Raw genomic sequence first — 25,730 nt, forward strand, 5'->3', positions numbered from 1 at the left:
GAAAATTCACGGCCGGCCCCGCCGGGCCGCCGCCCGTCTGGAGAGCGCGTCGGCCGCCACGGCGGCCAGCAGCACCCCACCGGTGATCATGAACTGCACGGCGTCCTGGACCCCGAGCAACCCCATGCCTGAGGCGATCGACTGGATGACCAGCACCCCCAGCAGCACCGACCAGGGCGAACCCCGCCCGCCGAACAGGCTCGTCCCGCCGATGACGGCCGCGGCGATGGCGTTGATCAGCAGCATCCCGGAACCGGCGGCACGCGCTGTCGTGGGGCTCGCCGAGGTCAGACCCGAGGCCACGAACAGCCCGCCGACCGCGGCCAGCGTCCCCGACACCATGAACATCGCGACCCGCACCCGCTCCACTCCGATGCCGGCCCGCCGCGCCGCCTCGACCCCGCCGCCCAGTGCGTACACCCGCCGCCCGTAGCGGGTCCGGCGCAACACGTAGTCCGAGACCACCAGGACCACCAGGAAGATCAGCAGCGCCAGCGGCAGCCCCTGGAACCGGTTCAGGGTGTGGGCCGCCGCGAAGGCGACCATCGCGAGCAGAGCGGTGCGCAGCCAGATCTCGCCCTCCGGCGGGGACGGCATCCCCGCGGCCCGGTGGCGGCTCCGCCGGCGGCGGGCGGCCAGGAGGTACCCGGCGGTGCCGAGCGCCGCGACCGCGTACGCCACCACGTCGGCACCGAAGTGCCGGCTGGTCAGAGAGGCGACCAGGCCCTCCTCGTCGATGTTGATCGTGCCGCTCGCGCCCAGCAGGTAGAGCGTCAGGCCGTTCCAGACCAGCAGCCCCGCGAGCGTCACCACGAACGCGGGCACGCCGACCCAGGCGAAGAAGAACCCGTGGAAGGCGCCCACGGCCATGCCCGCGGCCACGGCCACGATCACCGCGAGCCACTCCGGCACCCCCTGGTTCACGTTCAGCACGGCGAACGCGGCCCCCGCCAGACCGCTGACCGAGCCGACCGACAGATCGATCTCCCGGATCAGCAGCACGAACACGATGCCCACGGCGACCAGACCGGTACCGACGATGTCCACGCCGATGTTGGACAGGTTGCGTGGCGAGAGGAACTTGTCGTCCAGCGCCTGGAAGACGGCCCACATCACGATGAGCCCGGCGATGACCAGGATCGGCCCGCGCTCGCCGCCCCGCAGGCTGCCGCGGACCTCCGAGGCGTACTCCCGCAGGTTGTCCTGCCAGCCGCGGGTGCGCGGTGCCCGGCCGGCCGTGACCGGCCCGGCCCCTCCGCCGTCCCGGGGCGGCCCGCCGCGGCTCACGGCCACGCCTCCTCGTGGCCCTTCGTACGATGGGCCACGGCGTTGTCCGCCGCCCCCGTGACCGAGGAGATGATCTGCTCCTGCGTCACCGTGCTCACGTCGAACAGGCCGTTGTTGCGCCCCAGCCGCAGCACAGCCACCCGGTCCGCGACGGCCTTGATGTCGCCCATGTTGTGACTGATGAGGATGATCGCCATGCCGCGGTCGCGCACCTCCTCGATGAGGTCGAGCAGATGGCTCGTCTGCTCCACCCCGAGGGCGGCGGTCGGCTCGTCGAGCAGCAGCACCTTGGGCGCCCCCATCAGCGAGCGGGAGATCGCGACGGCCTGCCGCTGCCCGGCCGACAGCGCCGCGACCGGTATGCGCACGTCGGGAACCCGGATCGACAGGGCGCGCATCAGGTCACGGGTGCGGCGCTCCATCTCCACCTCGTCGAGGATGCCGATCCGGTCGATCTCCCGGCCGAGGAAGAGATTGCCCACGACATCCAGGTTGTCGCACATGGCGAGGTCCTGGTAAACGGTCGCGATGCCCAGGGAGTGGGCGTCGTGCGGCCGCTTGATCTGCACCGGCCGCCCCTCCCACTCGATCACGCCCCGGTCGGCCGGGCTGACCCCGGAGATCACTCTGACGAGCGTGGACTTGCCGGCGCCGTTGTCGCCCGCCAGGGCCACGACCTCACCGGCCCGGACCTTCAGGTCGACGTCCACGAGCGCCTGGACGCCGCCGAACCGCTTGGAGATGCCGCGCAACGCCAGCACGGGCGGACGGGCCACGGGGACCACCTCACTCGCCGGTGAGACCGATCCGGTCGCACGCCGACCGGAGCTTCGGGGTGCAGATCTGGTCGATGGTGTAGACGCCGTCCTGGACGAGCGTCCGGCCGATGTTGTCCCGCGTCACGGCCGCCGGGGTGAGCAGGACCGCAGGGACGTCCTCGGTGGTGGGGGTGTCCACGTTCCTCGTGACGAGGGCGTCGACGTCGTTGCCGCGCGCCAGGGCCACGGCCATCGCCGCGGCCGCGTCGGTCTCCAGCCGGAACGGCTTGTAGACGGTCATGTACTGCTCGCCCTCGACGATGCGCCGCACCGCCTCGAGGTCGGCGTCCTGCCCGGTGACCGGCGGCAGCGGTGAGACCCGGGCGCTCTTGAGGGCCGCGATGACACCGGCGGCGATGGAGTCGTTGGCCGCGAGCACCCCGTCGATCCGGCCCGGGCCGAGCGCGCTGATCGCCGCGGACATGTGGTCGTGCGCGTTCTCCGTGCGCCAGCCCAGGGTGTTGTACGACTTGAGGATCCGCACCCTGTCCCCGAGCACGGACTTGGCGCCGTCCTCGTACCAGGCGGCGTTGGGGCTGGACGGGTCGCCGTTCACCATGACGACACCGCCGCCGTCGGCCCTGGCACCCATGCCCTTCAGGAGCGCCTCGCCCTGGAGCCGGCCGACCTGGCCGCCGTTGAAGCTGACGAAACCCGAGATCGGGCCCTCGGCGAGCCGGTCGTAGGCGACGACCGGGATGCCCTCGCGCTCCGCCGCCCGGACCGAGGAGCGCAGGGCCCTGGGGTCGACGACGTCCAGGATCAGGGCCGAGACGCCCCTGGTGATCATGGAGTTCATCTGCTGCCGCTGGCTCGCCGCGTCGTTCTCGGCGTTGGCGTACACCACCGTGCACTCCGAGCACAGCTCCTTGACCCGCTTCTCGATCATGGGCCTGTCGGACTGCTCCCAGCGGGGCACGGCACGGCTCGGCAGCAGCAGCCCGATGGTGAGACCGTCCCCGCCGTTCCTCTCCCCGGCGCTGTCACAGCCGGACAGGGACAGCGTCAGGACGGCCGCCAGCAGGACGACGGCCGCACGCCGCGCACGCCCTCTCCAGGCCGACCTGCTCCATGCCCGCCTCCCTGCACGCCCACTCACGGCGGACCTCCCTGGTCGGAGCGTGGCCGAGCCCGGGCGAGTCCCCGGATCCGGCCTTGGTCCCGGTCCCTGCTCCCGCCGCGGTCCGGGCTCTGGTCCCGGTCCCTGCCCCCGCCCTGGTCCTGGTCCTGGTACTCGGAGAGGCCTCCGCCCCGGCCCGGGTCTCGCCCTCTGCTCCGGTTCCTGGTCCGGTCCCTGCTCCGGTTCCTGTACCGGCCCATGCCCCAGCCCCAGCCCCAGCCCCAGCCCCAGCCCCGGTCCCTGGGCCGGTCCGGGGCCTGCTCCTCCTCGTCCTCCTCGGGCTCGGCCTGTGGCGCCGCCCCCGGCTCGGGTTCCGGTTCCCGTTCCGGCCGGGACACGACGATCTCGCTCCACACCTGCTTGCCGCCGCCGGCCGGCACCGAGCCCCAGGCGGCCGACATGGCCTCGACGAGGAAGAGCCCGCGGCCGCCCGTCGACTCCCAGTCCACGACCACCGGCTTCGCCGGCGCGCGGGGCGACGAGTCGGTCACGGTCACCCGGAGCCGGTCCGCCGCCAGGGTCAGATCCACGCGCACCGCGCCCTGCGTGTGCACCAGCGCGTTGGTGACCAGTTCCGACACCACCAGCAGGGCGGTGTCGGCCTCGGCGTCGATGTCCCAGGAACGCAGCGTGCGCGCGCTGAACCGGCGGGCGTGCATCACCGCGTCCGGCAGCCGCCACACCACCCAGCCCGCCCGCACCGGCCGTACCCGCATCCCGTCGTAGCGCAGCAGCAGCACCGCCACGTCGTCCTCGCGCCGGCCCTGCTCGCCCAGGAGCTCGTCCGCCATCCGGCCCGGGTCGGCGGGGTCGGCCGCGGCGAGCGCCTCGCGCACGAGCCGCATGCCCTCGTCCACCTGCAGCTCCGCGGACTCGACCAGCCCGTCCGTCACCAGCGCGAGCACCGAGCCCGGGGCCAGTGCGAGCGCCGTCAGGGGGAACTCCGCGTCCGCGAGGACACCCAGCGGAAGCCCGCCCTCGACCGCGATCTCCTCGGTGCCGCCGTCCGGATACCGCACCAGCGGGGCCAGATGCCCGGCCCGGACGAACAGCGCGTTGCCCTCCTCCAAGTCCAGCTCGACGTAGCAGCAGGTGGCGAACAGGTCGGTCTCCATGCCGACGAGCAGCCGGTTGGCGTGCGCGACGACCACGTCAGGCGGATGGCCCTCGACGGCGTAGGCCCGGACCGCGGTACGCATCTGGCCCATGATCGTCGCGGCCCCGGCGCTGTGCCCCTGCACGTCCCCGATGACAAGGGCCACCTTCCCCTCGGACAGGGCGATCACGTCGTACCAGTCGCCGCCCACCTGGAGTCCGCGCCGGGCGGGGAGGTAACGGGCCACGGCGATGCCGCCGGGCAGCCGGGGGAGTCGGCGGGGGAGCAGGCTGCGCTGGAGCATCGTCGCGAGTTCCTGCTCGGCGTCGTAGGCGTGCGCGCGTTTCAGGGCCTGTCCCACCAGGCCCGCGGTCGCGGTCAGCAGGGCCCGCTCCTCGGGGGCGAACTCGTGCGGTGCGTCCCAGCCGACCAGGCACACCCCGGCCACCCGGCTCTTGGCCGGCAGCGGCAGTACGGCCAGCCCGCCCGGGCCGATCCCCGAGAGCCCGGGTTCCAGCACGGCACCCGCCGGCCACAGGCTCATCCGGCCGTCCCGCAACGCCGCCTGGAGCGTGGGCAGGGCGCTGACCGGCGCGTCGGGCCATTCCGAGCGCCACTCGGAACGCCACAGTTCCGGCCACGCGGGGGCGCCCGGCGGGTCGAGCACGGTGACCGCCAGCCGGTCCTCCAGCAGCTCGGCGAGTGCCACCCGGTCCGCGCCCAGGGGCTCGCGCAGCGCGGCGACCACGACACGGCTGACGTCCCGCACCGTCGTCGCGTCGTCGAGCGCGGCCGTCAGCCACTGGATCCGGGCGACGTCACTGGCGCTGCGGCGCAGCACGGGCGCCGCGCTGACCACGCCCAGCACCCGCTCCGGGGCGTTGCCGGGCCCCTTCAGCACCCGGCAGCCCAGGCGCAGCCAGCACAGTTCGCCGGTGGGCCGGCGGATACGGAACTCCAGCTCACGGCGCCCGGGGGTCTGGGCGGACGGCTCGATGACCGACAGCAGGGCGGGGACGTCCTCGGGGACGCTGAACGAGAGCAGGGTGTCGGTCTTGCCGTCGAAACCGTCCTCGGGGATGCCGACGAGTTCGAGCAGGGCCGGGTCCGTCTCCACGAGCCCGGTGCCGGGCGTCAGGGCGAAGGAGCCCACACCCATGGCACGCAGGGCGGAGTCCAGCAGGGGCGCGGGCGCGGACCGGTCGGCCTCACCCCGCAGCCGCCCGGCGACCGCCTCGGCGTACCGCTCCAGAAATTCCCGCTGCTCGGCCCCGAACCCCTCCCCGGCCTCTCCCACCACGACCAGACAACCGAGCCACCCGCCGGCCGCGCCCAGGGGCACCACCCCGACCGGGACGTCCTCCCACCCGTCGAGCACCGCTCCTCCGCGCCAGAGGGGCTGTCCGCGCCGGTACGCCTCGGCGATGACGGAGGGCTCGTCTCCGGGGGCCGGCGCGGCGGCGGAGGCAGGTGCGGGTTGCGGGGCGGTTTGTGAGGCGGTTCGGGGCGGTGAGCCTTCCGGAACCACCGGCGGCGAGCCCTCCGAAATCCGCACACGCCTCGGCAACCCGTACCGCTCCGGCTCGCCGCCGGCCCACTCCACCGCCCGGAGCTCAGCCCCGTCCTCACCCCGTACGAACACCGCCGCCAGCGCCACCCCGGCGAACGCGAGGACCCGCTCGCGCGCGGCAGGCTCGGGCGTGGGTCGAAGCGGACCGGTGCCTCCGTTCCCCGGCGCCCGGAGCCCGGGGACCGCGGCCCGGACATCGCCGTCATGGGGCATGTCCGCGTCCACCTCCCGTCCTTGCCGCAGCAGCCACCGGCAGGTGGGAGTCCCCGGAACTCAGGCGGCGCCGACGCGGGCACGAGTCCGGCGGCGCCGGGTCACGCCTCCCATGGCGGATCCACGCCGCGCAGGAGCGGCGGGGCACTCACACAACAGAATCGCATACATGGATGACCGCGACATAGGGGACGAACAGGTTGACGCGGCCCAGACTCTCGCCAGGTCCCGATCAGGCACCTGGCGCATTCCGGTCACACCCCGACCGCGTGAGTAGCCACCCGGCTAACGTTCCGCCGCATGACCCACTCACCGATCGAGATCACGCCGGAACTGGTCCGGAACCCCGCCCTGTGGCTCCACGGCGACCTGCACCCGGCCAACATCCTCACCGACGACGGCACCTTCTGCGGTGTGATCGACTTCGGCACGCTCTGCGCGGGCGATCCGGCCTGCGACCTCGCCGCGGCCTGGACCCTGCTCCCGGAGCACCACAGTGCCGACCGCTTCCTCCGGGCCTACCGGCCGGCCCCGGACGCGGCGACCCTCCGCCGCGCCCGCGGCTGGGCACTCGGGCGCGCCCTCGCCTGCCTCCTCATCGGCGAGGCCGGCCGCCACAACCGCCCCGGCGGCAAGCCCACATGGGGCCACCGGCCAAGGCGACCTTGCGCCGCCTCATCGCCACGGCCGACCGCTAGGGGGCTTCACGTCGAACAGACGAGGCCGGCCCGCCGGGCCCGATGTCCGTGACGCACCGGTCACCGAGCCCGCCCAGCTCACCGGATCACCCCACCCGGCAAGGCAAACTGGTCGTACTGTCACCCCCGGCACCGGAGACGACATAGCCGAACGTCGTGCTTCCGCCCGGGGCCAGGGAGCCGTTCCAGCCGGCGTTGTGGACCATCACCGCCTGGCCGTTGTAGGTCGCGTTGCCGCTCCACAGGCTCTCGATCTTCTGGCCGGCCGGGAGGTTCCAGTCGACCATCCAGCCGAGCATCGGGACCGTGCCGGTGTTGGTGACGGTTACCTCGGACTGGTACCCGCCGTTCCAGGTGCCGGTCGTCTTCCGGGTGGCCGTGCAGGTGCCGGGCACCGGCTCGGACGGGTTGCCCGGCTCCTTGATGCCGGTGACTTCGCCGTTGCCGCCGTCGAAGATGACGTCGGAGCAGGAGTAGAAGGTCTCCTGGCTGTCGGAGCGCTGCCAGACCATGTAGATGATGTGGCGGCCCGACTTGCCCTCGGGGAGCTTGCCGGTCCAGGCGTAGTTGGCCTCGACCGTGCCCGGGGAGCCGTTCAGCGGCGGGTGGTCGACGCTCAGGAACGGCTGGGACTCCATGTCGTTCCAGGTGAGCGTCTTGGCCGGGTCGAAGCCGTCCTTGGTGATGTAGACGTAGAACCAACCCGGGTGCGCCGCCCAGGCGTTGTACGAGAAGTCGACCGTCGCGCCCGAGGTGAGGTGGGTGAGCGGCCAGTCCTTGCTGGGCGTGTCGAAGCCGGTGAAGTTGGTGTTGCCGCCGCTGCACAGCTCGCCGTCCGGCACGAAGCCCCGGGTGCGTCCGGCACCGTCCGAGCGGAGCACCGAGAACCAGTTGTAGAACGGCGTGGTGCCACTGACCTGTTGCGCGGCCTTGCACGCCGGGTTGACCGGCTTGATCTCGCCGGTGTCGGTCAGACCGTCCTGCCAGCACAGGAAGGTGCGGCTGCCCGGCTTCATGGGAGTGCCGTGCGCCTCCGCCTCACCACCGGCCGACATGACCAGGCCGAGCGCAGGGACGGTGACGAGGAGGGAGAGCAGCACCAGGAAGAGGGCTCTGGCCCGGGAGGGGAGTGCCGACCGGGGAGGCGGGGCGCCATCCGGCTTGGTTGTCAGGATCATGACAGCCTCATCCGTTTCTTCGGGTACGGGTCTGCGGATGCCTGTGCGGGGATGAGCGGAGTGGGGGCGACACGAGGGGCGGGTTCCGGTCCACCGATATGGGAGCGCTCCCACTCCGCCTGTTCCGGAAGTTAGCGCCGGGTGACGCAGTTGTCTACGGCTCCCGCAGTACGGGCGGAGCCTGAACGGGAGAAGTTCACTACCGCGGTACGACCGGGGGCCGGCCGGGGTGATGGGCGGAAGAAGTCCGCTGCGGTAGTACGGCCGGGGGTCGTCTCAGCGGAAGCGGTCCGTGTTCTCGACGGCCCAGTGACCGTCCGGTGGCGCTCTTCACGGCCTCGAAGGACCTGCCTCCGGGATCTCCTGACGCAGGTTGTCCTCGGCCTGGTCGACGCTGATCAGCGAGGTCGCCAGGCGCAGGGTGACGCGCCGGTCGTCGGCCTCGAAGCGCAGGTGGTCCGTGACGCCGCTGGAGTCGCCCCCGGTGACCGGCTTGTCGAACTCGCCGTACACGAACAGCCAGGTCGCGCCCGTCGGCAGCCCTCGAAGGTGAGCCACTTGGTGCTCGGTTCGCCGTCGACGAGGTTCTCCCTCACCTCGCCGCCGCCCGTGTCTCGGCACTGGCCCGGACGTCGGTGACCCGGGTGGTCACCTGGCCCGATATGCCGCCGCTGTAGCCGTCGTCGACGCCTGAGGCGCGCTTGCCGCCGTCGGGGGCCGTGCCGACCGTGCTCAGCCAGTCCGGAACCGGGTCATCCGCCTCGAAGGAGGACGCGACCCCCTGGTCGGGTCATCCGGAGGACTCGGGCAGTGCGACAGCAACGCCCTGTGAACCCAGGGCCAGAGCGAAGGTGATCGCCGACACGACCCCCGAATCCCATCCGTGCCGAGCTTTCCGCTGCATCAACGGGTACCCTCCCTGCGCAGTGGACAACGTTGTCACCGTCGATGCGCAAGGATCGGTAGTTGCTCAAGTGCCGGGAAGTGTCAAGGGTGTTGTCTGTGGCATTCCGGGCCGGCAGCCGGGATTTTTCCGGCGGAGAACACGTCAGGCCGTTCATACTTCCGCGAGGTCTCAACTCGGATAAGACCCACGGCCAACCCTGTGTTCGATCTTGATCCCCTGACGGGAACTGGACTATACCTGTCGGACGCTTCACGCGATCCGCACGTCACCACCCGCACTTTCCTGCACGACCCAGCTTGACCCGATCGCGGTGCCGGGAGGATCCGGTTCACCGCCTGAGTCCTGGAGAAGGCGAGGACTTGAGCATGGGATCCACTTCCGCCGAGAACAACGGCACCGAGGGTGTCGGCCGCCGTGATCTGATCAGAAGGTCCGCCGCGCTCGGGCTGATCTCCGTCCCGACGGTGAGTTTCCTGTCCGCCTGCGCGAGCAGCGGCGGTACCGACAGCGGTGACAAGGCCAAGGCCGGCAAGAAGACCGCGGAGAACCCGCTCGCCGTCAATGACACGGCGGGCATGGAATTCGTCCTGTTCGACGGCGGTTTCGGCAAGGAGTACGCCGAGGACGCCGTGCAGGTCTACGAGGAGAACTTCCCCAAGGCGCAGGTGAAGTTCTCCGCCACCCAGAAGATCCAGTCCACGCTCCAGCCCCGCTTCAACCAGGGCACCCCGCCGGACCTCATCGACAACTCCGGCGCCGAGCAGATGGACATGGGCGTCCTGGTCGGCAAGAACCAGCTCACCGACCTCACTCCGCTGCTGGACGCGCCCTCCTACGACGACCCGGACAAGAAGGTCCGCGACACGCTGCGTCCCGGCATCGTGGAGATGGGCCAGTTCGACGGCGGGAAGGTCTGGATCCTGTACTACGCCTACACGGTGTACGGCGTCTGGTACTCGCAGAAGGCCCTGGACTCGCTCGACGAGCAGTACCCGGAGACCTGGGACCAGATGCTCGCGGTCTGCGCGAAGGCCAAGAAGAAGGGCATGGCAGGCTGGACGTACGCGGGCAAATACCCGTACTACCTCCCCTTCTCGCTCTACCCGATGATCGGCAAGGTCGGCGGCCGGGAGGTGCTCGACGCGATCGACAACCTGGAGCCGAACGCCTGGAGGCACCCGGCCGTCAAGGCCTGCTTCGAGGCGTACTACGAGCTCTACAAGAAGGGTTATGTCCTCAAGGGAACCCCGGGCCTGGACCATATCCAGTCGCAGACGGCGTGGGCCGAGGGCAAGGCGCTGTTCATCCCGAACGGCTCCTGGGTGGAGAACGAGTCGGCCAACGTCATCCCGAACGACTTCGGCCTGGCCGTCTCCGCGCCCACCGGCCTCGACTCCTCCGACAAGCTGCCCTTCGGCACCATCTGGGCCTCCGGCGGCGAGCCCTTCATCGTCCCGGCCAAGGCGAAGAACGCCGCCGGCGGCATGGAGCAGCTGCGCATCATGCTCAGCGAGGCGTCCTCGAAGAACTTCACCGGCAAGGTGAAGTCACTGACCGCGTACAACGGCGGCACTGACGGCATCACCCTCACTCCCGGTCTGGAGTCGGGTGTCGCGGCGCTGGAGAAGGCCGGCGAGAACGTGGTGAACCCCCGTCTGCAGGACTGGTACGTGCAGTTGCAGAAGGAGAAGATCGGCGTCTCCGGGCTCGGCGAGATGATGGCCGGCCGCCTGACTCCCGCCGAGGCCGTGAAGAAAATCCAGGGCTTCGCCGACGAGGCCGCCAAGGACGACTCCATCAAGCATTACAAGCACCAGTAACAGCACCGGAAACCCGATTTCCGCAACGGCACCGGAGTGGCGATGCAGCACGGCAAGTACCGGTTCATCGTGGGTTTCCTCGCCCTGCCCCTGGGACTGTACGCGCTCTTCGTGGTCTGGCCGTTCATCCAGTCCATCTACTACTCGTTCACGGACTGGACCGGCCTGAGCCCCGAATTCCAGATGGTCGGTTTCGACAACTACAGCCGGATGCTCGACGACGAGATCTTCTGGAAGTCGTTGCAGCACAGCCTGTTGTTCGCCCTCCTGCTGCCGGTGGTGACGATCGGCCTCGCACTGTTCTTCGCCTTCATGATCAATGTGGGTGGCAGAAAGAGAAAGAACGGCCCGGTGATCACCGGCGTCCGTGGTTCCTCCTTCTACAAAATCGTCTACTTCTTCCCGCAGGTCCTCTCGATCGCCATCGTCGCGCTGCTGTTCGCGTTCGCGTACAACCCGGACAGCGGCGCGATCAACTCGATCCTGCGCGGGATCGGCCTCGACGACGTCCAGCCCCTGTGGCTCGGCGACCCCGACCTGGCGCTGTGGGCCGTGATGGCGGTCCTCGTCTGGTCCACGGTCGGCTTCTTCGTGGTCCTCTTCTCCGCCGGCATGGCCTCCATCCCGGCGGACATGTACGAGGCGGCCCTGCTGGACGGCGCGAACCGCTTCACCACGTTCTTCCGGATCACCCTGCCCCTGCTGTGGGACACCGTGCAGTCCGGCTGGGTCTACATGGGCATCCTCGCCCTGGGCGCCGAGTCGTTCGCGGTCGTGCAGATCATGACGACCGGGCCGGGCGGTCCCGACTACTCGACCACCGTCATGGTCCTGTACGTGTACCAGAAGGCGTTCCGTGACGGGCAGGCCGCCTACGCCACCACCATCGGTGTCGCCCTGCTCGTCGTCACGCTGGCCTTCGCCGCCGTGGTGATGCGGCTGGGCCGTCGCGAGCGGCTGGAGTACTGATGAAGACGACCGAGACCCCCGCTCCCCTCCCGGCCGAGTCCGGCGCGCCCCTCACCAAGGAGGACCTCCCGCCGGCCGCGCCACCCGGGGAGAAGAAGGAAGGCACGGTCCTCAACGTCTTCTCCCACGGCGTCCTCGTCATCTGGGCGTTCATGGTGGTCATGCCGTTGCTCTGGGCGGTCATGACGTCCTTCAAGGACGACCGCTCCATCTTCAGCTCCCCCTGGTCGCTCCCGGACTCCCTGCACTTCGACAACTGGTCACGGGCGTGGACCCAGGCCAACATGAGCGACTACTTCCTCAACACCGTCCTGGTGGTGGGCGGTTCGCTCATCGGCACCCTGGTCCTCGGCTCCATGGCGGCCTACGTCCTGGCCCGTTTCGACTTCCCGGGCAACCGCTTCATCTACTACCTGTTCATCGGCGGCATGAGTTTCCCGATCATGCTCGCCCTGGTCCCGCTGTTCTACGTCGTGAACAACATGGGCCTGCTGAACACCATCCACGGCCTGATCCTGGTCTACGTCGCCTACTCGCTGCCGTTCACGGTGTTCTTCCTGACGGCGTTCTTCCGCACCCTGCCGACCTCGGTGGCGGAGGCGGCCTTCGTCGACGGCGCCTCCCACAGCCGCACGTTCTTCCAGATCATGCTCCCCATGGCCAAGCCGGGCCTGATCAGCGTCGGCATCTTCAACTTCCTGGGCCAGTGGAACCAGTACATGCTCCCCACGGTCCTCAACACCGACCCCGACAAACGCGTCCTCACCCAGGGCCTGGTCCAGCTGGCGGTCAGCCAGGGCTACAAGGGCGACTGGTCCGGCCTCTTCGCGGGCCTGGTGATGGCCATGCTCCCGGTCCTGGCGGCGTACGTCATCTTCCAGCGCCAGGTGGTCCAGGGCTTGACGGCGGGCGCACTGAAGTAGGCAGCCGCCGGACGGCACAAGGGGGCGTCGTCCACAGCTGGGCGGGACCCGACGCGCCCGCGCCCGCGTACGGCGAGAAGGGGACGTGTCGGGGGGTGTCCGCCCGCAGCGGTTGGCGCGTCAACGGACAGCGAGTCGGTGTCCGACCCCATCGCGCCGTTCCGAGGACGGACACCCCCCGGCGCGGCCCCGACCCACCACCCGGCGTCACGCGCTACGCGCACCCCACCCCACCCGCGCAGGCCGCCGCAGGCACCTCGCCCCACCGCTGGAGTCACCTCGCCCCACCGCTGGAGGCACCCGCTCCGCCGCCGGAGGCACCCGCAGACAGAAAGCGCGAACCCACACGTAGCGCTCCGCAACCACCCGCATACCCCCCGGAATCAGTTCAACCTCTTGACGGGAGGCAACCCGAACGGCTCAGCTTAGAGTTCACTAGTTGGACATAGACGGGGCCTCATCGATGCGGCCCCGTGCGCAGGAGGTCGTCGTGGAGACTCCGGGGTCGCAGTCGTCGCTGCACCGAGCCAACCTGGAGCGGGTGGTACGTGCCGTGCGCCTGGCGGGCTCCCTCACCCAGGCCGAGATCGCGCGGACGACAGGTCTGTCCGCGGCGACGGTCTCGAACATCGTCCGGGAGTTGAAGGACGGCGGCACGGTCGAGGTCACGCCGACCTCGGCAGGCGGTCGCAGAGCACGCAGCGTGTCCCTGAGCGGCGACGCCGGCATCGTCATCGGCGTCGACTTCGGCCACACCCACCTCCGCGTGGCCATCGGCAACCTCGCCCACCAGGTCCTCGCCGAGGAGTCCGAGCCCCTGGACGTGGACGCCTCGTCCAACCAGGGCTTCGACCGCGCGGAACAGCTGGTCACCCGCCTGATCGAGACCACCGGCGTCGACCGCTCCAAGATCGCCGGCGTCGGCCTCGGCGTCCCCGGCCCCATCGACGTGGAGTCCGGCACCCTCGGCTCGACCGCCATCCTCCCCGGCTGGACGGGCACCAAGCCCGCCGAGGAGCTCCACGGCCGCCTCGGCGTCCCCGTGCACGTGGACAACGACGCCAACCTCGGCGCCCTGGGAGAGATGGTCTGGGGCAGCGGCCGGGGCGTCCGCGACCTGGCGTACATCAAGGTCGCCAGTGGCGTCGGCGCCGGCCTGGTGATCAACGGAAGGATCTACCGAGGCCCCGGCGGCACCGCTGGAGAAATCGGGCATATTACACTCGACGAGTCCGGCCCCGTGTGCCGCTGCGGCAACCGTGGCTGCCTGGAGACCTTCGCGGCCGCGCGCTACGTGCTCCCGCTCCTTCAGTCCAGCCATGGCACCGACCTGACCATGGAAGGCATCGTGCGGCTCGCGCGGGACGGAGACCCGGGCTGCCGTCGGGTGATCGCCGACGTCGGCCGCCACATCGGCAGTGGAGTGGCCAATCTCTGCAACCTGCTGAACCCGAGCCGTGTGGTTCTCGGCGGTGATCTCGCCGAAGCCGGCGAGCTGGTGCTCGGGCCGATCCGGGAGTCCGTCGGCCGCTACGCAATTCCCAGTGCGGCGCGCCAGCTGTCCGTTCTCCCCGGGGCTCTCGGCGGCCGTGCGGAGGTGCTCGGAGCGCTCGCTCTCGCACTCAGCGAGATGGGCGATTCGACGCTTTTGGACGGAACTGCCGCTGGAGCGCTGAAGGCAGTGACCCCTGCCTTCACTTAGAGAACGGATGGCACCGTTGCCATCTCGTTAAGGATTTACTTCTTGACGTCGCACGTGTGGCCGAGTTGACTTCCAGCCACCTCGGCCGCAATGTCGCGGCCTCGTCAGGGAGGTTTCTCAGAAGTGAACACCCGTATGCGCCGTGCCGCCATTGCCGTTGCCGCCACCGCCATGGCCGTTTCCCTCGCCGCCTGTGGCAGCGCCAAGGAGGCCGGCGGCGGTAGCGACTCCTCGTCGGACGCCGCCGCCAAGAAGGGCGACGCCATCAAGGTCGGTCTCCTTCTTCCCGAGAACCAGACCGCGCGTTACGAGAAGTTCGACCGGCCCCTGATCGAGAAGCAGATCAAGGAGCTGACGAACAACAAGGGCGAGGTCGTCTACGCCAACGCCAAGCAGGACGCCACGACCCAGAACCAGCAGGTCGAGACCATGATCACCAACAAGGTGGACGTGCTCATCCTGGACGCGGTGGACGCCAAGGCCGTGGCCAACTCGGTGAAGAAGGCCAAGGACGCCGGCATCCCGGTCGTCGCCTACGACCGCCTGGCCGAGGGCCCGATCGACGCCTACACCTCGTTCGACAACGAGCAGGTCGGCAGGACCCAGGGCGAGGCCCTGCTCGAGGCCCTGGGCGACAAGGCCAAGGACGGCCAGATCGTCATGATGAACGGGTCGATCACCGACCCGAACGCCGCCCTGTTCAAGAAGGGCGCCCACTCCGTGCTCGACGGCAAGGTGAAGATCGGCAAGGAGTACGACACCAAGGAGTGGAAGCCGGAGAACGCCAACAAGAACATGGAGGGCGCCATCTCCGCCCTCGGCAAGGACAAGATCGTCGGCGTCTACTCCGCCAACGACGGCATGGCCGGCGGTATCATCACCGCGCTCAAGGCCGGCGGCTTCGACAAGCTGCCGCCCGTGACCGGCCAGGACGCCGAACTCGCCGGTGTGCAGCGCATCGTCGCCGGTGAGCAGTACATGAGCGTCTACAAGCCGTACGCCCCCGAGGCCGAGGCCGCCGCGAAGATGGCCGTCGCGCTGGCCCACGGCGAGTCGCTCGACTCCGTCGCCAAGGACAAGGTCGACAGCCCCACCACCAAGGGCGTCCCCTCCGTCCTCGTCCCGGTCGTCTCGCTGACCCAGGACAACATCCAGGACACGGTCATCAAGGACGGCGTCTACACCGTCAACGAGATCTGCACCGCCAAGTTCAAGGCGGCCTGCGACAAGCTCGGCCTCAAGTAGCGGTCCCGTGGTCGTCCCGCAGGTCACCAGGCCTGCGGGACGACCGCACTCAGCTCCTCCGGCGCCCCGCACACACCAGCCCCGCAAGCTAGGCGGGGCGCCGGACGGAATCCCCAACTCTTCTGCACTACCTTCCGCCGGGTCAGGCGGCGAAGGAGATGATTCACGTGTCCGCTACGCCCGTGCTGGCGTTGCGCGGGGTCTCCAAGCGATTCGGTGCCGTCCAGGCGCTCACCGACGTAGAGCTTGAGGTCCATGCCGGTGAAGTGGTCGCCCTGGTCGGCGACAACGGCGCCGGAAAGTCCACGCTGGTCAAGACGATCGCCGGCGTGCACCCCATCGATGACGGCGTCATCGAGTGGGAGGGCAAGACCGTATCGATCAACAAGCCGCACGACGCCCAGAACCTGGGCATCGCGACCGTCTACCAGGACCTCGCGCTGTGCGACAACATCGACGTCGTCGGCAACCTGTTCCTGGGCCGGGAACTGCGCCGCCGCGGCGTCCTCGACGAGGTCGAGATGGAGCGCCGCTCGCGCGAGCTGCTCGACACGCTGTCGATCCGCATCCCCAGCGTCCGCATCCCGATCGCCTCGCTCTCCGGCGGTCAGCGCCAGACCGTGGCCATCGCCCGCTCCATGCTCGGCGAGCCGAAGCTGGTCATCCTCGACGAGCCGACCGCGGCGCTCGGCGTGGAGCAGACCGCACAGGTCCTCGACCTGGTCGAGCGGCTCCGTGAGCGCGGCCACGCCGTGGTGCTCATCAGCCACAACATGGCCGACGTCAAGGCGGTCGCGGACAAGGTCGCCGTGCTGCGCCTCGGGCGCAACAACGGTGTCTTCGAGGTCAAGTCGACCTCACAGGAAGAGATCATCTCCGCCATCACCGGTGCCACGGACAACGCCGTGACCCGCCGTGCGGCGCGCACCAACGGGGAGGCTCAGAAGTGAGCATCGAAAAGACCTCCACGCCCACCGACGGGCACGTGGTGGAGAACCCCGAGGCCGCCCCCGGCTCCGACACCGCCGTCGACCCCCGGCTGCTCGTCCGGGAACAGGGCTTCGCCGGCTACCTCACCGAGTTCAAGCGCAAGATCCGCGGCGGTGACCTGGGTTCGATCCCGGTCGTCATCGGCCTGGTCGTCATCTGCGTCACGTTCCAGAGCCTGAACTCGGCGTTCCTGTCCGCGAAGAACCTCAACGACATCTCCGTCGCCATGGTCGCGACCGGCATGATGTCCGTCGGCATCATCTTCGTGCTGCTGCTCGGGGAGATCGACCTGTCGGTCGGCTCGGTCAGCGGTGTCTCCGGTGCCGTGTTCGCCGTCCTGTCCATCACCCACGGCGTGAACGAATGGCTAGCCCTGCTGATCGCCGTCGTCGGCGGCGCCGCGATCGGCGCCCTGCACGGCTTCTTCTTCGCCAGGATCGGGGCACCGGCCTTCGCGGTCACCCTGGCGGGGCTGTTGTTCTGGAACGGCTTCATGCTCCAGATGCTGGGCCAGAACGGCACCATCAACATCGACAGCGAAGGCGTGGTCGGGCAGCTGACCACGTACTACTTCTCCGACGTCGCCGCCGCGTACGGCCTGGCGACGCTCGCCGTCGCGGTCTACTTCGTCTCCGCCTTCCTCGACAGCCGCCGCCGGGAGGCCGCCGGGGTCCCGTCCCGGCCGCTGAGCGACATTCTGCTGCGCACCGGTCTGCTGGCCGTCATCGCCTACGCCGCCGCGGTCATGTTCAACCAGTACAAGGGCCTGCCCCTGGCACTGCTGCTGTTCCTCGTCGTCCTGGTCGCCATGGACTTCCTGGTGCGCCGCACCTCGTACGGCCGCAAGGTGTTCGCGCTCGGCGGCAGCGTCGAGGCGTCCCGCCGCGCGGGCATCAACGTCGTCGCGGTCCGTGTCTCGGTGTTCGCCCTCGCGGGCCTGTTCGCCGCGGTCGGCGGCCTGTTCTGGGCCTCCAAGATCGCGGCCGCCAACCAGAGCGCCGGCGCCGGCGACCTGCTGATGAACGTCATCGCGGCGGCCGTCATCGGCGGCACCAGCCTCTTCGGCGGCCGCGGCCGCATCTGGAACGCCCTGCTCGGTGTCATGGTGATCACCTCGATCCAGTACGGCCTGGCCCTCCAGGGCACCGGCGCGCCGGTCCAGTACATGATCACCGGTGGTGTGCTGCTGGCTACCGTGGTCATCGACTCGGTCACCCGCAAGACGCAGCGGACGGCCGGTCGCGCGTAACGCCGCCGACGGCCGTCCCCCGGAAGCCGTGCCCGGCACCCCCAGTGGGTGCCGGGCACAGCCGTGTCGTGGAGCGGGGCGTAGTAGAGCGGGCCGTAGCTGGGTACGGCAGATCGGGTGACGTACGACGCACCGCCCGGACACCTTCCACCGCGGCGGAACATTAGACTCGACAAGCCCGGCAACAGCTCTACTGCAAGGAGGCACGGGTGCCGCTGCTGACCCGTATCAGGGGACCGCGCGATCTGGACCGGCTCAACCCGGAGGAGCTGAACCAGCTGGCGGAGGAGATCCGGAGCTTCCTCGTCGAAGCGGTCTCCAAGACCGGCGGTCACCTCGGCCCCAACCTCGGCGTGGTGGAGCTCACCATCGCCCTGCACCGGGTCTTCGAATCGCCCAAGGACAAGGTGCTCTGGGACACCGGCCACCAGTCCTACGTGCACAAGCTGCTCACCGGCCGCCAGGACTTCTCCAAGCTGAAGATGAAGGGCGGTCTGTCCGGCTACCCCTCGCAGGCCGAGTCCGAGCACGACATCATCGAGAACTCGCACGCCTCGACCGTCCTCGGCTGGGCCGACGGCATCGCCAAGGCCAACGAGCTGCTCGAGCGCGACAGCCGCGTCGTGGCCGTGATCGGCGACGGCGCCCTGACCGGCGGCATGGCCTGGGAGGCGCTGAACAACATCGCCGAGGCCAAGGACCGCCCGCTCGTCATCGTCGTCAACGACAACGAGCGGTCGTACGCGCCCACCATCGGCGGCCTCGCCAACCACCTGGCGACGCTGCGCACGACCGACGGTTACGAGCGCTTCCTGGCCCGCACCAAGGAGATCCTCGACCGCACCCCGGTCGTCGGCAGGCCGCTCTACGAGACCCTCCACGGGGCGAAGAAGGGGCTGAAGGACTTCATCGCGCCGCAGGGCATGTTCGAGGACCTCGGGCTGAAGTACGTCGGGCCGATCGACGGGCACGACATCGAGGCGCTGGAGTCGGCCCTCGCGCGGGCCAAGCGGTTCGGCGGGCCGGTCATCGTGCACTGCCTCACCGAGAAGGGCCGCGGCTACCAGCCCGCGCTCCAGGACGAGGCCGACCGCTTCCACGCCGTCGGCAAGATCCACCCCGACACGGGCCTGCCGATCGCCAGCTCCGGCGCCGACTGGACCTCCGTCTTCGGCGAGGAGATGGTCAAGCTCGGCGAGGAGCGCCCCGACGTCGTCGCCATCACGGCCGCCATGCTCCAGCCGGTGGGCCTCGACAAGTTCGCCAAGCGCTTCCCGGAGCGGGTGTACGACGTCGGCATCGCCGAGCAGCACGGCGCCGTGTCCGCGGCCGGTCTGGCGACGGGCGGTGTGCACCCGGTGTTCGCCGTGTACGCGACCTTCCTCAACCGCGCCTTCGACCAGGTGCTGATGGACGTGGCCCTGCACAAGTGCGGCGTCACCTTCGTACTCGACCGGGCCGGTGTCACCGGCACCGACGGCGCCTCCCACAACGGCATGTGGGACATGTCGATCCTGCAGGTCGTGCCCGGTCTGCGGCTGGCCGCGCCGCGTGACGCCGACCAGGTCCGCGCGCAACTGCGCGAGGCCGTCACGGTGGACGACGCGCCGACCGTGGTCCGCTTCTCCAAGGGCGCCGTCGGCCCCGCCGTGCCCGCCGTGGGCCGTGTCGGCGGCATGGACGTGCTGCGCGAGCCCGGCACCGACCGGCCGGACGTGCTGCTGGTCTCCGTCGGTGCCCTCGCGCCGATGTGCCTGGAGATCGCCGGACTGCTCGACAAGCAGGGCATCTCCACCACCGTCGTCGACCCGCGCTGGGTCAAACCCGTCGACGAGGCCATGGCCCCGCTCGCCGACCGGCACCGCGTGGTCGTCACCGTCGAGGACAACAGCCGGGTCGGCGGGGTCGGCTCGGCGATCGCGCAGGCGCTGCGCGACGCGGGCGTCGATGTGCCGCTGCGGGACTTCGGCATCCCGCCGCGCTTCCTCGACCACGCCTCCCGCGCCGAGGTCATGGCCGAGATCGGACTCACCGCGCCGGACATCGCCCGGCAGGTGACCGGGCTGGTCGCCAAGCTGGACGGGCGGTACGAGCGGTCCACCGCCGACGCGGTGGACTCCGTGGAGTCCGCGCGCGACTGACGCGGCCGCCACGTACGAACGGTTCGGGATGGGCCGGTTTCCCCACCATGAGGGTGGTGCAACCGGCCCATTGGCGTGAATCCGACCATCCTCGTGCTCGGCATGAAACTGTCGGCGCGGTTCACGTCGCTGGTCGTCGCCGACCATCCTGCTCGGTGTGGTCATCGCGGTCCTCGCCGGGTTCACGCCGCTGACGGAACTCGCCGCGCTGGTGAACATCGGCACGCTGTTCGCCTTCGTGGTCGTGGCGATCGGCGTGCTCATCCTGCGTCGGACCCGTCCCGACCTGCCCCGGTCCTTCCGCACCCCGTGGGTGCCGGCCATCCCGGTCCTCTCGGTGTGCGCCTCGCTGTGGCTGATGATCAACCTGCCCGCCGAGACGTGGGTGCGGTTCGGCGTTTGGATGGCCGCCGGCTTCCTCGTGTACTTCCTCTACGGCCGCACGCACAGCCGCCTCGGCAAGGGAGAGCAGACGGAGTTCGAGGACCAGCGGTAGGTGGGGGCGCGCGTCTGCGCCTGCGCGGCGGGTGCGGGTCGAGGGCGCGCCGGGGTGCCCGTCCCCGGAACGGCGCGATGTGGCCGAACGCGGCTGACTGTCCGTCGACACGCCAACCCGTGCCGCCGGGCGGCGGCATGGGCGGGCGATGAGCTCCCCGCTCGGGCGAGCCGAGACCTTGGGGAGGCGCCCCGTTCCGCCGGGTCGCGGTCCCACTCCGCCTCGGAATCAACGCCGGGCTCTACGGGCGTACTGTACGAGGCCCCGCAACCTCCGCCCCCAGTTCCCCGACCCGCCTGCGCAGTTCCCGGTCCGCCGTGATCACCAGGACGGGACGCTCGCTGGCCGACGCCACGACCTCCACGAGGTGATCGTCCCCACTGCCCGGCGCCGACGACACCCGCACCCCGGGTACGGACTCCACGCCCCGAGCCGCCCCCTCCACCACGAGCACGATCTCCACCGGCCCGGAGACCCCCGGCACTCCGTCCGACGCCAACCGGTCCCGCAACCGCTGCGCCGCCCCCCGCCGGTCCCGCCACCACCCGTCCGGTACCGACCCGACGACATTCGCGGCGTCGACCACGACGAGGAGAGGTGCAGGCGCGTCCATGTGGCCAGGGTCGCACGGCAGATGGCCTCCAGACAGGGGTGGGCCGCGCGCCGGGTCACCGGGCCCGCATAAAGTGAACTGGTGAACGGCGACTGGCTCATCCGCGGCCGCGACGGCCGCCTCACCGTCTACCTGCCCTCCGGCGACGCCGTCCTGTGCCGTGCGGAACGTGGCCCTGCCGGCCCCTGGGACGACGCCCCCCGAACCGTCGGCGGCAGCCAGAAGCTGCACCCGGGCCCGGCGGTCGGCCAGGGCGCCGACGGCTACGCCCACCTGGCCGCCTGGCGGCCCACCGTGCCGGGAGAGTCGGGGCTCGTGCACTCCACGCACTTCCGGCCCCGGCTCGCGCCCCTGGACTGGATCCCGATCGGGCACCCCGACAAGCAGGGCGACCGTACGGGCCCGCCCGCCGTCGCCGTCGACGGCGCGGGGCGTGCCTACGTCTTCGTCCGGAACGCGAGCGGCGGGGTGAGCCTGCGCAACCAGAAGGTCAAGGGCGGCTGGAGTTCCTGGCAGAACCTCGAAGGCCAGGACATCGAGGGGGAGCTGGCCGCCGTGACGGGGGAGTCGGGGCTGGTGGAGGTGTACGCCTGCGTGCCCGGCGGGATCCTGCACTGGCGGCAGGAGGGGGACGGCAAGAGGCCGGTGCGCACCGAGGGTGTCGAGGTGGCCGTCCGCGCGGGGACCCTGCGCGCGCTCGCCACGTCCGCCGAGCACACCACGGTCTTCTTCACGGACCGCTCCGGGGACCTGTGCGCCTGGCGTCCCGGGGAGAAGCCGGTCACCCTGCTCCCCTCCGCCGGGCCGGGGCCCGTCTCCGCCGTGCGGTGTGCCATCGAGGGGCACGACTGCACCGTGCTCGCGCAGCGGTCGTCGAGCGGCCGGGTCGCCTTCGCCGCCTACCCCACCGAGCGGGAGCCGGCCGGGGCCTGGTGGACCGATTCCGGCCCCCGACTGCCCGCCGACGCCCTGGTGTCGGTGGCGCTGGACGAGCACGACGAGGTCGTCGCGGCCTCCCATTCGCCGTCGGCCGGGACCCTGCTCCTCACCCGCCGCAAGGACGAGCCGGGGCTCGCGCTGGAGGCCTGGCGGGAGATCTGACCTCTGCGGCGGGCGCGGGCAAGCCTACGACATCGCCGCGCGCGGAGGTCGGTGCCCTTGCTGTCGGCACCGGGCCGGACGGTGTGAGGACCCGGTCCGCGGCGGCATGCGGAAGGGGGGCGGGTGCACGGTCCTTGCCGTACGCCCCACCCCCCTCAGGGGTATCGCGTTACGCCGGGACGCTCGCCACACCCGGGGCCAGGAACCTCTTGCCGTTGACCCGCTCGGAGACACCCTCGCGGTCCAGGTACGGCGTGATGCCGCCCAGGTGGAACGGCCAGCCGGCGCCCGTGATGAGGCAGAGGTCGATGTCCTGCGCCTCGGCGACGACGCCCTCGTCGAGCATGATGCCGATCTCCTGCGCCACCGCGTCCAGGACCCGGTCGCGCACCTGCTCCTCCGTCAGGACGCTGTCGCCCTGCTTCAGCAGCGCCGCGACCTCCGGGTCGAGTTCGGGCTTGCCGCTGTCGTAGACGTAGAAGCCGCGCTTGCCCGCCTCGACGACCGCCTTGAGGTTCGGGGAGACCGTGAAGCGGTCCGGGAACGCCCGGTTGAGCGTCTCGGAGACGTGCAGGCCGATGGCCGGGCCGACCAGCTCCAGCAGGACCAGCGGCGACATCGGCAGACCGAGCGGCTCGACGGCCTTCTCGGCGACCTCGACGGGGGTGCCCTCGTCGATGACGTTCTGGATCTCGCCCATGAAGCGGGTCAGGATGCGGTTCACGACGAACGCCGGGGCGTCCTTGGTGAGGACCGCGGTCTTCTTCAGCTTCTTGGCGACACCGAACGCCGTGGCCAGGGAGGCGTCGTCGGTCTGCTCGCCGCGGACGATCTCCAGCAGCGGCAGCACCGCGACCGGGTTGAAGAAGTGGAAGCCGACGACCCGCTCGGGGTGCTTGAGCTTCGACGCCATCTCCGACACCGACAGCGAGGAGGTGTTGGTGGCGAGGATCGCGTGCGCCGGGGCGACCGCCTCGACCTCCGCGAACACCGTCTGCTTGACGCCCATCTCCTCGAACACGGCCTCGATGATGAAGTCCGCGTCCGCGAAGCCCTCGGCCTTGTCCAGGACACCGGTCACCAGCGCCTTGAGACGGTTGGCCTTGTCCTGGTTGATACGGCCCTTGCCGAGCAGCTTCTCGATCTCGGCGTGGACGTAGCCCACACCCTTGTCGACGCGCTCCTGGTCGATGTCGGTCAGCACGACCGGCACCTCCAGGCGGCGCAGGAACAGCAGCGCGAGCTGGCTGGCCATCAGGCCGGCGCCGACGACACCGACCTTGGTGACCGGGCGGGCCAGGCTCTTGTCCGGAGCGCCGGCGGGGCGCTTGCCGCGCTTCTGCACCAGGTTGAAGGCGTAGATGCCGGAGCGCAGTTCGCCGCCCATGATGAGGTCGGCGAGCGCCTTGTCCTCGGCGTCGTAGCCCTGCTGGAGGTCGCCGTTCTTGGCGGCGGCGATGATGTCCAGGGCGCGGTAGGCGGCCGGGGCGGCGCCGTGCACCTTGGAGTCGGCGATGAAACGGCCCTTGGCGACGGCCTGGTCCCAGGCCTCGCCGCGGTCGATCACCGGGCGCTCGATCTCGATCTCGCCCTTGAGGACGGTCGCGGTCCAGATCAGCGACTGCTCCAGGAAGTCCGCGCCCTCGAAGATCGCGTCGGCGATCCCGAGCTCGTAGACCTGCTTGCCCTTGAGCTGCTTGTTCTGGTTGAGGCTGTTCTCGATGATCACCGAGACGGCCTTCTCGGGGCCGATCAGGTTCGGCAGCAGGGCGCAGCCGCCCCAGCCCGGGACCAGACCGAGGAAGACCTCGGGCAGCGAGAACGCCGGGAGGGCCGCGGACACGGTCCGGTAGGTGCAGTGCAGACCGACCTCGACACCGCCGCCCATCGCGGCGCCGTTGTAGTACGCGAAGGTCGGGACCGCCAGCTTGGACAGCCGCTTGAAGACCTCGTGGCCGCCCTTGCCGATGGCGAGCGCGTGCTCGTGCTCCTTGAGGATCTCCACGCCCTTGAGGTCGGCGCCGACCGCGAAGATGAACGGCTTGCCGGTGAGGCCGACGCCGACGATCTCGCCGTCCGCGGCCTCCTTCTCGACCTGGTCGATCGCGGCGTTGAGGTTCGCCAGCGAGGCCGGGCCGAAGGTGGTCGGCTTGGTGTGGTCGTGGCCGTTGTCCAGGGTGATCAGGGCGAAGCGCCCGGCACCCAGCGGCAGGTCGAAGTGGCGTACGTGCGCACTCGTGACGACCTCGTCCGGGAACAGCTCGGAGGCCTGCTTCAAAAGCTCGGCGGTGGTGCTCACTTGTCCCCCTCGAAGTGCGGGTTCTCCCAGATGACCGTCGCGCCCATGCCGAAGCCGACGCACATGGTCGTCAGGCCGTAGCGGACGTGCGGCTGCTCCTCGAACTGGCGGGCCAGCTGCGTCATCAGGCGGACGCCCGAGGAAGCGAGCGGGTGCCCGTAGGCGATGGCGCCGCCGTACTGGTTGACGCGCTCGTCGTCGTCGGCGATGCCGTAGTGGTCGAGGAAGGCCAGCACCTGGACGGCGAAGGCCTCGTTGATCTCGAACAGGCCGATGTCGGAGATCGACAGGCCGGCCTGGGCCAGCGCCTTCTCCGTAGCCGGGATCGGGCCGTAGCCCATGACCTCCGGCTCGACACCCGCGAAGGAGTAGGAGACCAGACGCATCTTCACGGGGAGGTCGTGCTCCCGCGCGAACTCCTCGGAGGCGATGACCGAGGCGGTGGCGCCGTCGTTCAGACCGGCCGCGTTACCGGCGGTGACCCGGCCGTGCACACGGAACGGGGTCTTCAGACCGGAGAGGTTCTCCAGCGTCGTGCCCGGACGCATCGGTTCGTCGGCGGTGACCAGGCCCCAGCCCGTCTCACCGGCCTCGGGGGAGGTGCGGCGCACCGAGATCGGCACCAGGTCGGCCTGGATCTTGCCGTTGGCGTACGCCTTGGCGGCCTTCTCCTGTGAGCGCACGGCGTACTCGTCGGCGCGCAGCTTGGTGATCTGCGGGTAGCGGTCGTGCAGGTTCTCCGCGGTCATGCCCATGAACAGGGCCGACTCGTCGACCAGCTTCTCGCTGACGAACCGCGGGTTCGGGTCGACGCCCTCGCCCATGGGGTGACGGCCCATGTGCTCGACACCGCCGGCGATGGCGACGTCGTAGGCGCCGAAGGCGACGGAGCCGGCCACCGTGGTGACGGCGGTCAGGGCGCCCGCGCACATGCGGTCGATGGAGTAACCCGGGACGGACTGCGGCAGACCGGCGAGGATTCCCGCGGTGCGGCCGATGGTGAGTCCCTGGTCACCGATCTGCGTGGTCGCGGCGATGGCGACCTCGTCGATCTTCTTCGGGTCGAGACCGGGGTTGCGTCGCAGCAGCTCCCGGATCGCCTTCACGACGAGGTCGTCGGCACGGGTCTCGTGGTAGATGCCCTTCGGGCCCGCCTTGCCGAACGGGGTGCGGACGCCGTCTACGAAGACGACGTCCCTGACGGTACGAGGCACGATGGCTCTCCTCCAGGGTCAGGATCTGCATTGCTGCTGCGATGCGCTGAGCGCGCGCTCAGTCCCATGCTACTTATGAGT

General features: G+C 70.2%; 18 protein-coding genes and 3 pseudogenes. 11 read left to right on the top strand and 10 right to left on the bottom strand.

All coding sequences use genetic code 11. The features are described from left to right. Positions 1-6: 6 nt before the first annotated feature. From ACZ5TL_RS28165 to ACZ5TL_RS28180, 4 genes are read right to left on the bottom strand one after another with little or no spacing between them, the layout of a single operon-like run. A complete protein-coding gene (locus ACZ5TL_RS28165; RefSeq protein WP_468593244.1) occupies positions 7-1,287 on the bottom strand; it encodes a sugar ABC transporter permease in 1,281 nt (426 codons plus the stop codon). Further along, on the bottom strand, positions 1,284-2,063 hold the full coding sequence (locus ACZ5TL_RS28170; protein ID WP_468593245.1) for an ATP-binding cassette domain-containing protein: 780 nt from the start codon (positions 2,061-2,063) through the stop codon (positions 1,284-1,286). Before ACZ5TL_RS28170 ends, ACZ5TL_RS28165 begins: the two co-directional genes overlap by 4 nt. A gap of 10 nt (positions 2,064-2,073) precedes the next feature. After that, on the bottom strand, positions 2,074-3,204 hold the full coding sequence (locus ACZ5TL_RS28175) for a sugar ABC transporter substrate-binding protein (RefSeq protein WP_468593246.1): 1,131 nt from the start codon (positions 3,202-3,204) through the stop codon (positions 2,074-2,076). Further along, the gene (locus tag ACZ5TL_RS28180) at positions 3,201-6,104 is read right to left on the bottom strand and encodes a SpoIIE family protein phosphatase (RefSeq protein WP_468593355.1); all 2,904 of its coding nucleotides are present in this window, start codon (positions 6,102-6,104) and stop codon (positions 3,201-3,203) included. The genes ACZ5TL_RS28175 and ACZ5TL_RS28180 overlap by 4 nt, the downstream gene beginning before the upstream one ends. A gap of 345 nt (positions 6,105-6,449) precedes the next feature. Here ACZ5TL_RS28180 and ACZ5TL_RS28185 point away from each other — a divergent pair. After that, positions 6,450-6,802: pseudogene (locus ACZ5TL_RS28185) on the top strand (phosphotransferase); the annotation flags it as partial. Between the two features lie 86 nt (positions 6,803-6,888). Here the strand turns inward: ACZ5TL_RS28185 and ACZ5TL_RS28190 are convergent. From ACZ5TL_RS28190 to ACZ5TL_RS28200, 3 genes and pseudogenes are all read right to left on the bottom strand, one after another. After that, positions 6,889-7,980 carry a lytic polysaccharide monooxygenase auxiliary activity family 9 protein gene (locus ACZ5TL_RS28190; protein WP_468593247.1) on the bottom strand — a complete coding sequence of 364 codons (1,092 nt, stop codon included), beginning with the start codon at positions 7,978-7,980 and terminating at the stop codon, positions 6,889-6,891. Between the two features lie 330 nt (positions 7,981-8,310). Beyond that, positions 8,311-8,538, bottom strand: a complete 228-nt coding sequence (locus ACZ5TL_RS28195; RefSeq protein ID WP_468593360.1) for a hypothetical protein — start codon at positions 8,536-8,538, stop codon at positions 8,311-8,313. Continuing rightward, positions 8,523-8,884 (bottom strand): annotated as a pseudogene (locus tag ACZ5TL_RS28200) (hypothetical protein); the annotation flags it as partial. The gene ACZ5TL_RS28195 and the pseudogene ACZ5TL_RS28200, both read right to left, overlap by 16 nt. Positions 8,885-9,252: 368 nt before the next feature. Here ACZ5TL_RS28200 and ngcE point away from each other — a divergent pair. The 9 genes and pseudogenes from ngcE to ACZ5TL_RS28245 form a co-directional block, all read left to right on the top strand. Further along, on the top strand, positions 9,253-10,707 hold the full coding sequence (ngcE, locus tag ACZ5TL_RS28205) for an N-acetylglucosamine/diacetylchitobiose ABC transporter substrate-binding protein (RefSeq protein ID WP_468593249.1): 1,455 nt from the start codon (positions 9,253-9,255) through the stop codon (positions 10,705-10,707). Positions 10,708-10,749: 42 nt separating this feature from the next. Next, complete coding sequence (locus tag ACZ5TL_RS28210; RefSeq protein WP_468593250.1) at positions 10,750-11,676, top strand: carbohydrate ABC transporter permease; 927 nt, start codon at positions 10,750-10,752, stop codon at positions 11,674-11,676. Then, positions 11,676-12,599: a carbohydrate ABC transporter permease gene (locus tag ACZ5TL_RS28215; RefSeq protein ID WP_468593251.1), complete on the top strand. Its 924-nt coding sequence runs from the start codon at positions 11,676-11,678 to the stop codon at positions 12,597-12,599. Before ACZ5TL_RS28210 ends, ACZ5TL_RS28215 begins: the two co-directional genes overlap by 1 nt. A gap of 490 nt (positions 12,600-13,089) precedes the next feature. Continuing rightward, positions 13,090-14,301, top strand: coding sequence for an ROK family transcriptional regulator (locus ACZ5TL_RS28220; RefSeq protein WP_468593252.1), 1,212 nt, complete (start codon positions 13,090-13,092; stop codon positions 14,299-14,301). Between the two features lie 135 nt (positions 14,302-14,436). Then, positions 14,437-15,546 carry a substrate-binding domain-containing protein gene (locus ACZ5TL_RS28225; RefSeq protein ID WP_468593357.1) on the top strand — a complete coding sequence of 370 codons (1,110 nt, stop codon included), beginning with the start codon at positions 14,437-14,439 and terminating at the stop codon, positions 15,544-15,546. Between the two features lie 158 nt (positions 15,547-15,704). Next, a complete protein-coding gene (locus ACZ5TL_RS28230) occupies positions 15,705-16,496 on the top strand; it encodes an ATP-binding cassette domain-containing protein (RefSeq protein ID WP_468593253.1) in 792 nt (263 codons plus the stop codon). Further along, positions 16,493-17,785, top strand: coding sequence for a sugar ABC transporter permease (locus ACZ5TL_RS28235; RefSeq protein WP_468593254.1), 1,293 nt, complete (start codon positions 16,493-16,495; stop codon positions 17,783-17,785). Before ACZ5TL_RS28230 ends, ACZ5TL_RS28235 begins: the two co-directional genes overlap by 4 nt. A gap of 209 nt (positions 17,786-17,994) precedes the next feature. Continuing rightward, entirely contained in the window at positions 17,995-19,926 is a 1,932-nt protein-coding gene (gene dxs, locus ACZ5TL_RS28240; RefSeq protein ID WP_468593255.1) for a 1-deoxy-D-xylulose-5-phosphate synthase, read from the top strand. Positions 19,927-20,065: 139 nt separating this feature from the next. Then, a pseudogene (locus ACZ5TL_RS28245) lies at positions 20,066-20,422 on the top strand (APC family permease); the annotation flags it as partial. A 241-nt stretch (positions 20,423-20,663) separates the two neighbouring features. Here ACZ5TL_RS28245 and ACZ5TL_RS28250 read toward each other — a convergent pair. Next, positions 20,664-21,035 (bottom strand): PIN domain-containing protein, encoded by a 372-nt coding sequence (locus tag ACZ5TL_RS28250; protein ID WP_468593256.1) that lies wholly within the window; start codon positions 21,033-21,035, stop codon positions 20,664-20,666. Between the two features lie 81 nt (positions 21,036-21,116). Between ACZ5TL_RS28250 and ACZ5TL_RS28255 the strand changes: the two genes are divergently transcribed. Further along, on the top strand, positions 21,117-22,136 hold the full coding sequence (locus ACZ5TL_RS28255; protein WP_468593257.1) for a hypothetical protein: 1,020 nt from the start codon (positions 21,117-21,119) through the stop codon (positions 22,134-22,136). A gap of 169 nt (positions 22,137-22,305) precedes the next feature. Here ACZ5TL_RS28255 and ACZ5TL_RS28260 read toward each other — a convergent pair whose 3' ends face one another. Together ACZ5TL_RS28260 and ACZ5TL_RS28265 are read right to left on the bottom strand one after the other, a co-directional pair. After that, a complete protein-coding gene (locus ACZ5TL_RS28260; protein WP_468593258.1) occupies positions 22,306-24,435 on the bottom strand; it encodes a 3-hydroxyacyl-CoA dehydrogenase NAD-binding domain-containing protein in 2,130 nt (709 codons plus the stop codon). Next, positions 24,432-25,649: a thiolase family protein gene (locus tag ACZ5TL_RS28265; RefSeq protein WP_468593259.1), complete on the bottom strand. Its 1,218-nt coding sequence runs from the start codon at positions 25,647-25,649 to the stop codon at positions 24,432-24,434. The genes ACZ5TL_RS28260 and ACZ5TL_RS28265 overlap by 4 nt, the downstream gene beginning before the upstream one ends. Positions 25,650-25,730 lie beyond the last annotated feature (81 nt).

The sequence above is a fragment of the Streptomyces sp. NPDC033136 genome (genome assembly GCF_055578235.1).

Excerpts from the sequence above, each read along its gene's own strand:
- ACZ5TL_RS28180 (WP_468593355.1), bottom strand. The coding sequence starts at position 6,104 with ATGCCCCATGACGGCGATGTCCGGGCCGCGGTCCCCGGGCTCCGGGCG.
- ACZ5TL_RS28190 (WP_468593247.1), bottom strand. The coding sequence starts at position 7,980 with ATGATCCTGACAACCAAGCCGGATGGCGCCCCGCCTCCCCGGTCGGCA.
- ngcE (WP_468593249.1), top strand. The coding sequence starts at position 9,253 with ATGGGATCCACTTCCGCCGAGAACAACGGCACCGAGGGTGTCGGCCGC.
- ACZ5TL_RS28210 (WP_468593250.1), top strand. The coding sequence starts at position 10,750 with ATGCAGCACGGCAAGTACCGGTTCATCGTGGGTTTCCTCGCCCTGCCC.
- ACZ5TL_RS28215 (WP_468593251.1), top strand. The coding sequence starts at position 11,676 with ATGAAGACGACCGAGACCCCCGCTCCCCTCCCGGCCGAGTCCGGCGCG.
- ACZ5TL_RS28225 (WP_468593357.1), top strand. The coding sequence starts at position 14,437 with ATGCGCCGTGCCGCCATTGCCGTTGCCGCCACCGCCATGGCCGTTTCC.
- ACZ5TL_RS28230 (WP_468593253.1), top strand. The coding sequence starts at position 15,705 with ATGATTCACGTGTCCGCTACGCCCGTGCTGGCGTTGCGCGGGGTCTCC.
- ACZ5TL_RS28250 (WP_468593256.1), bottom strand. The coding sequence starts at position 21,035 with ATGGACGCGCCTGCACCTCTCCTCGTCGTGGTCGACGCCGCGAATGTC.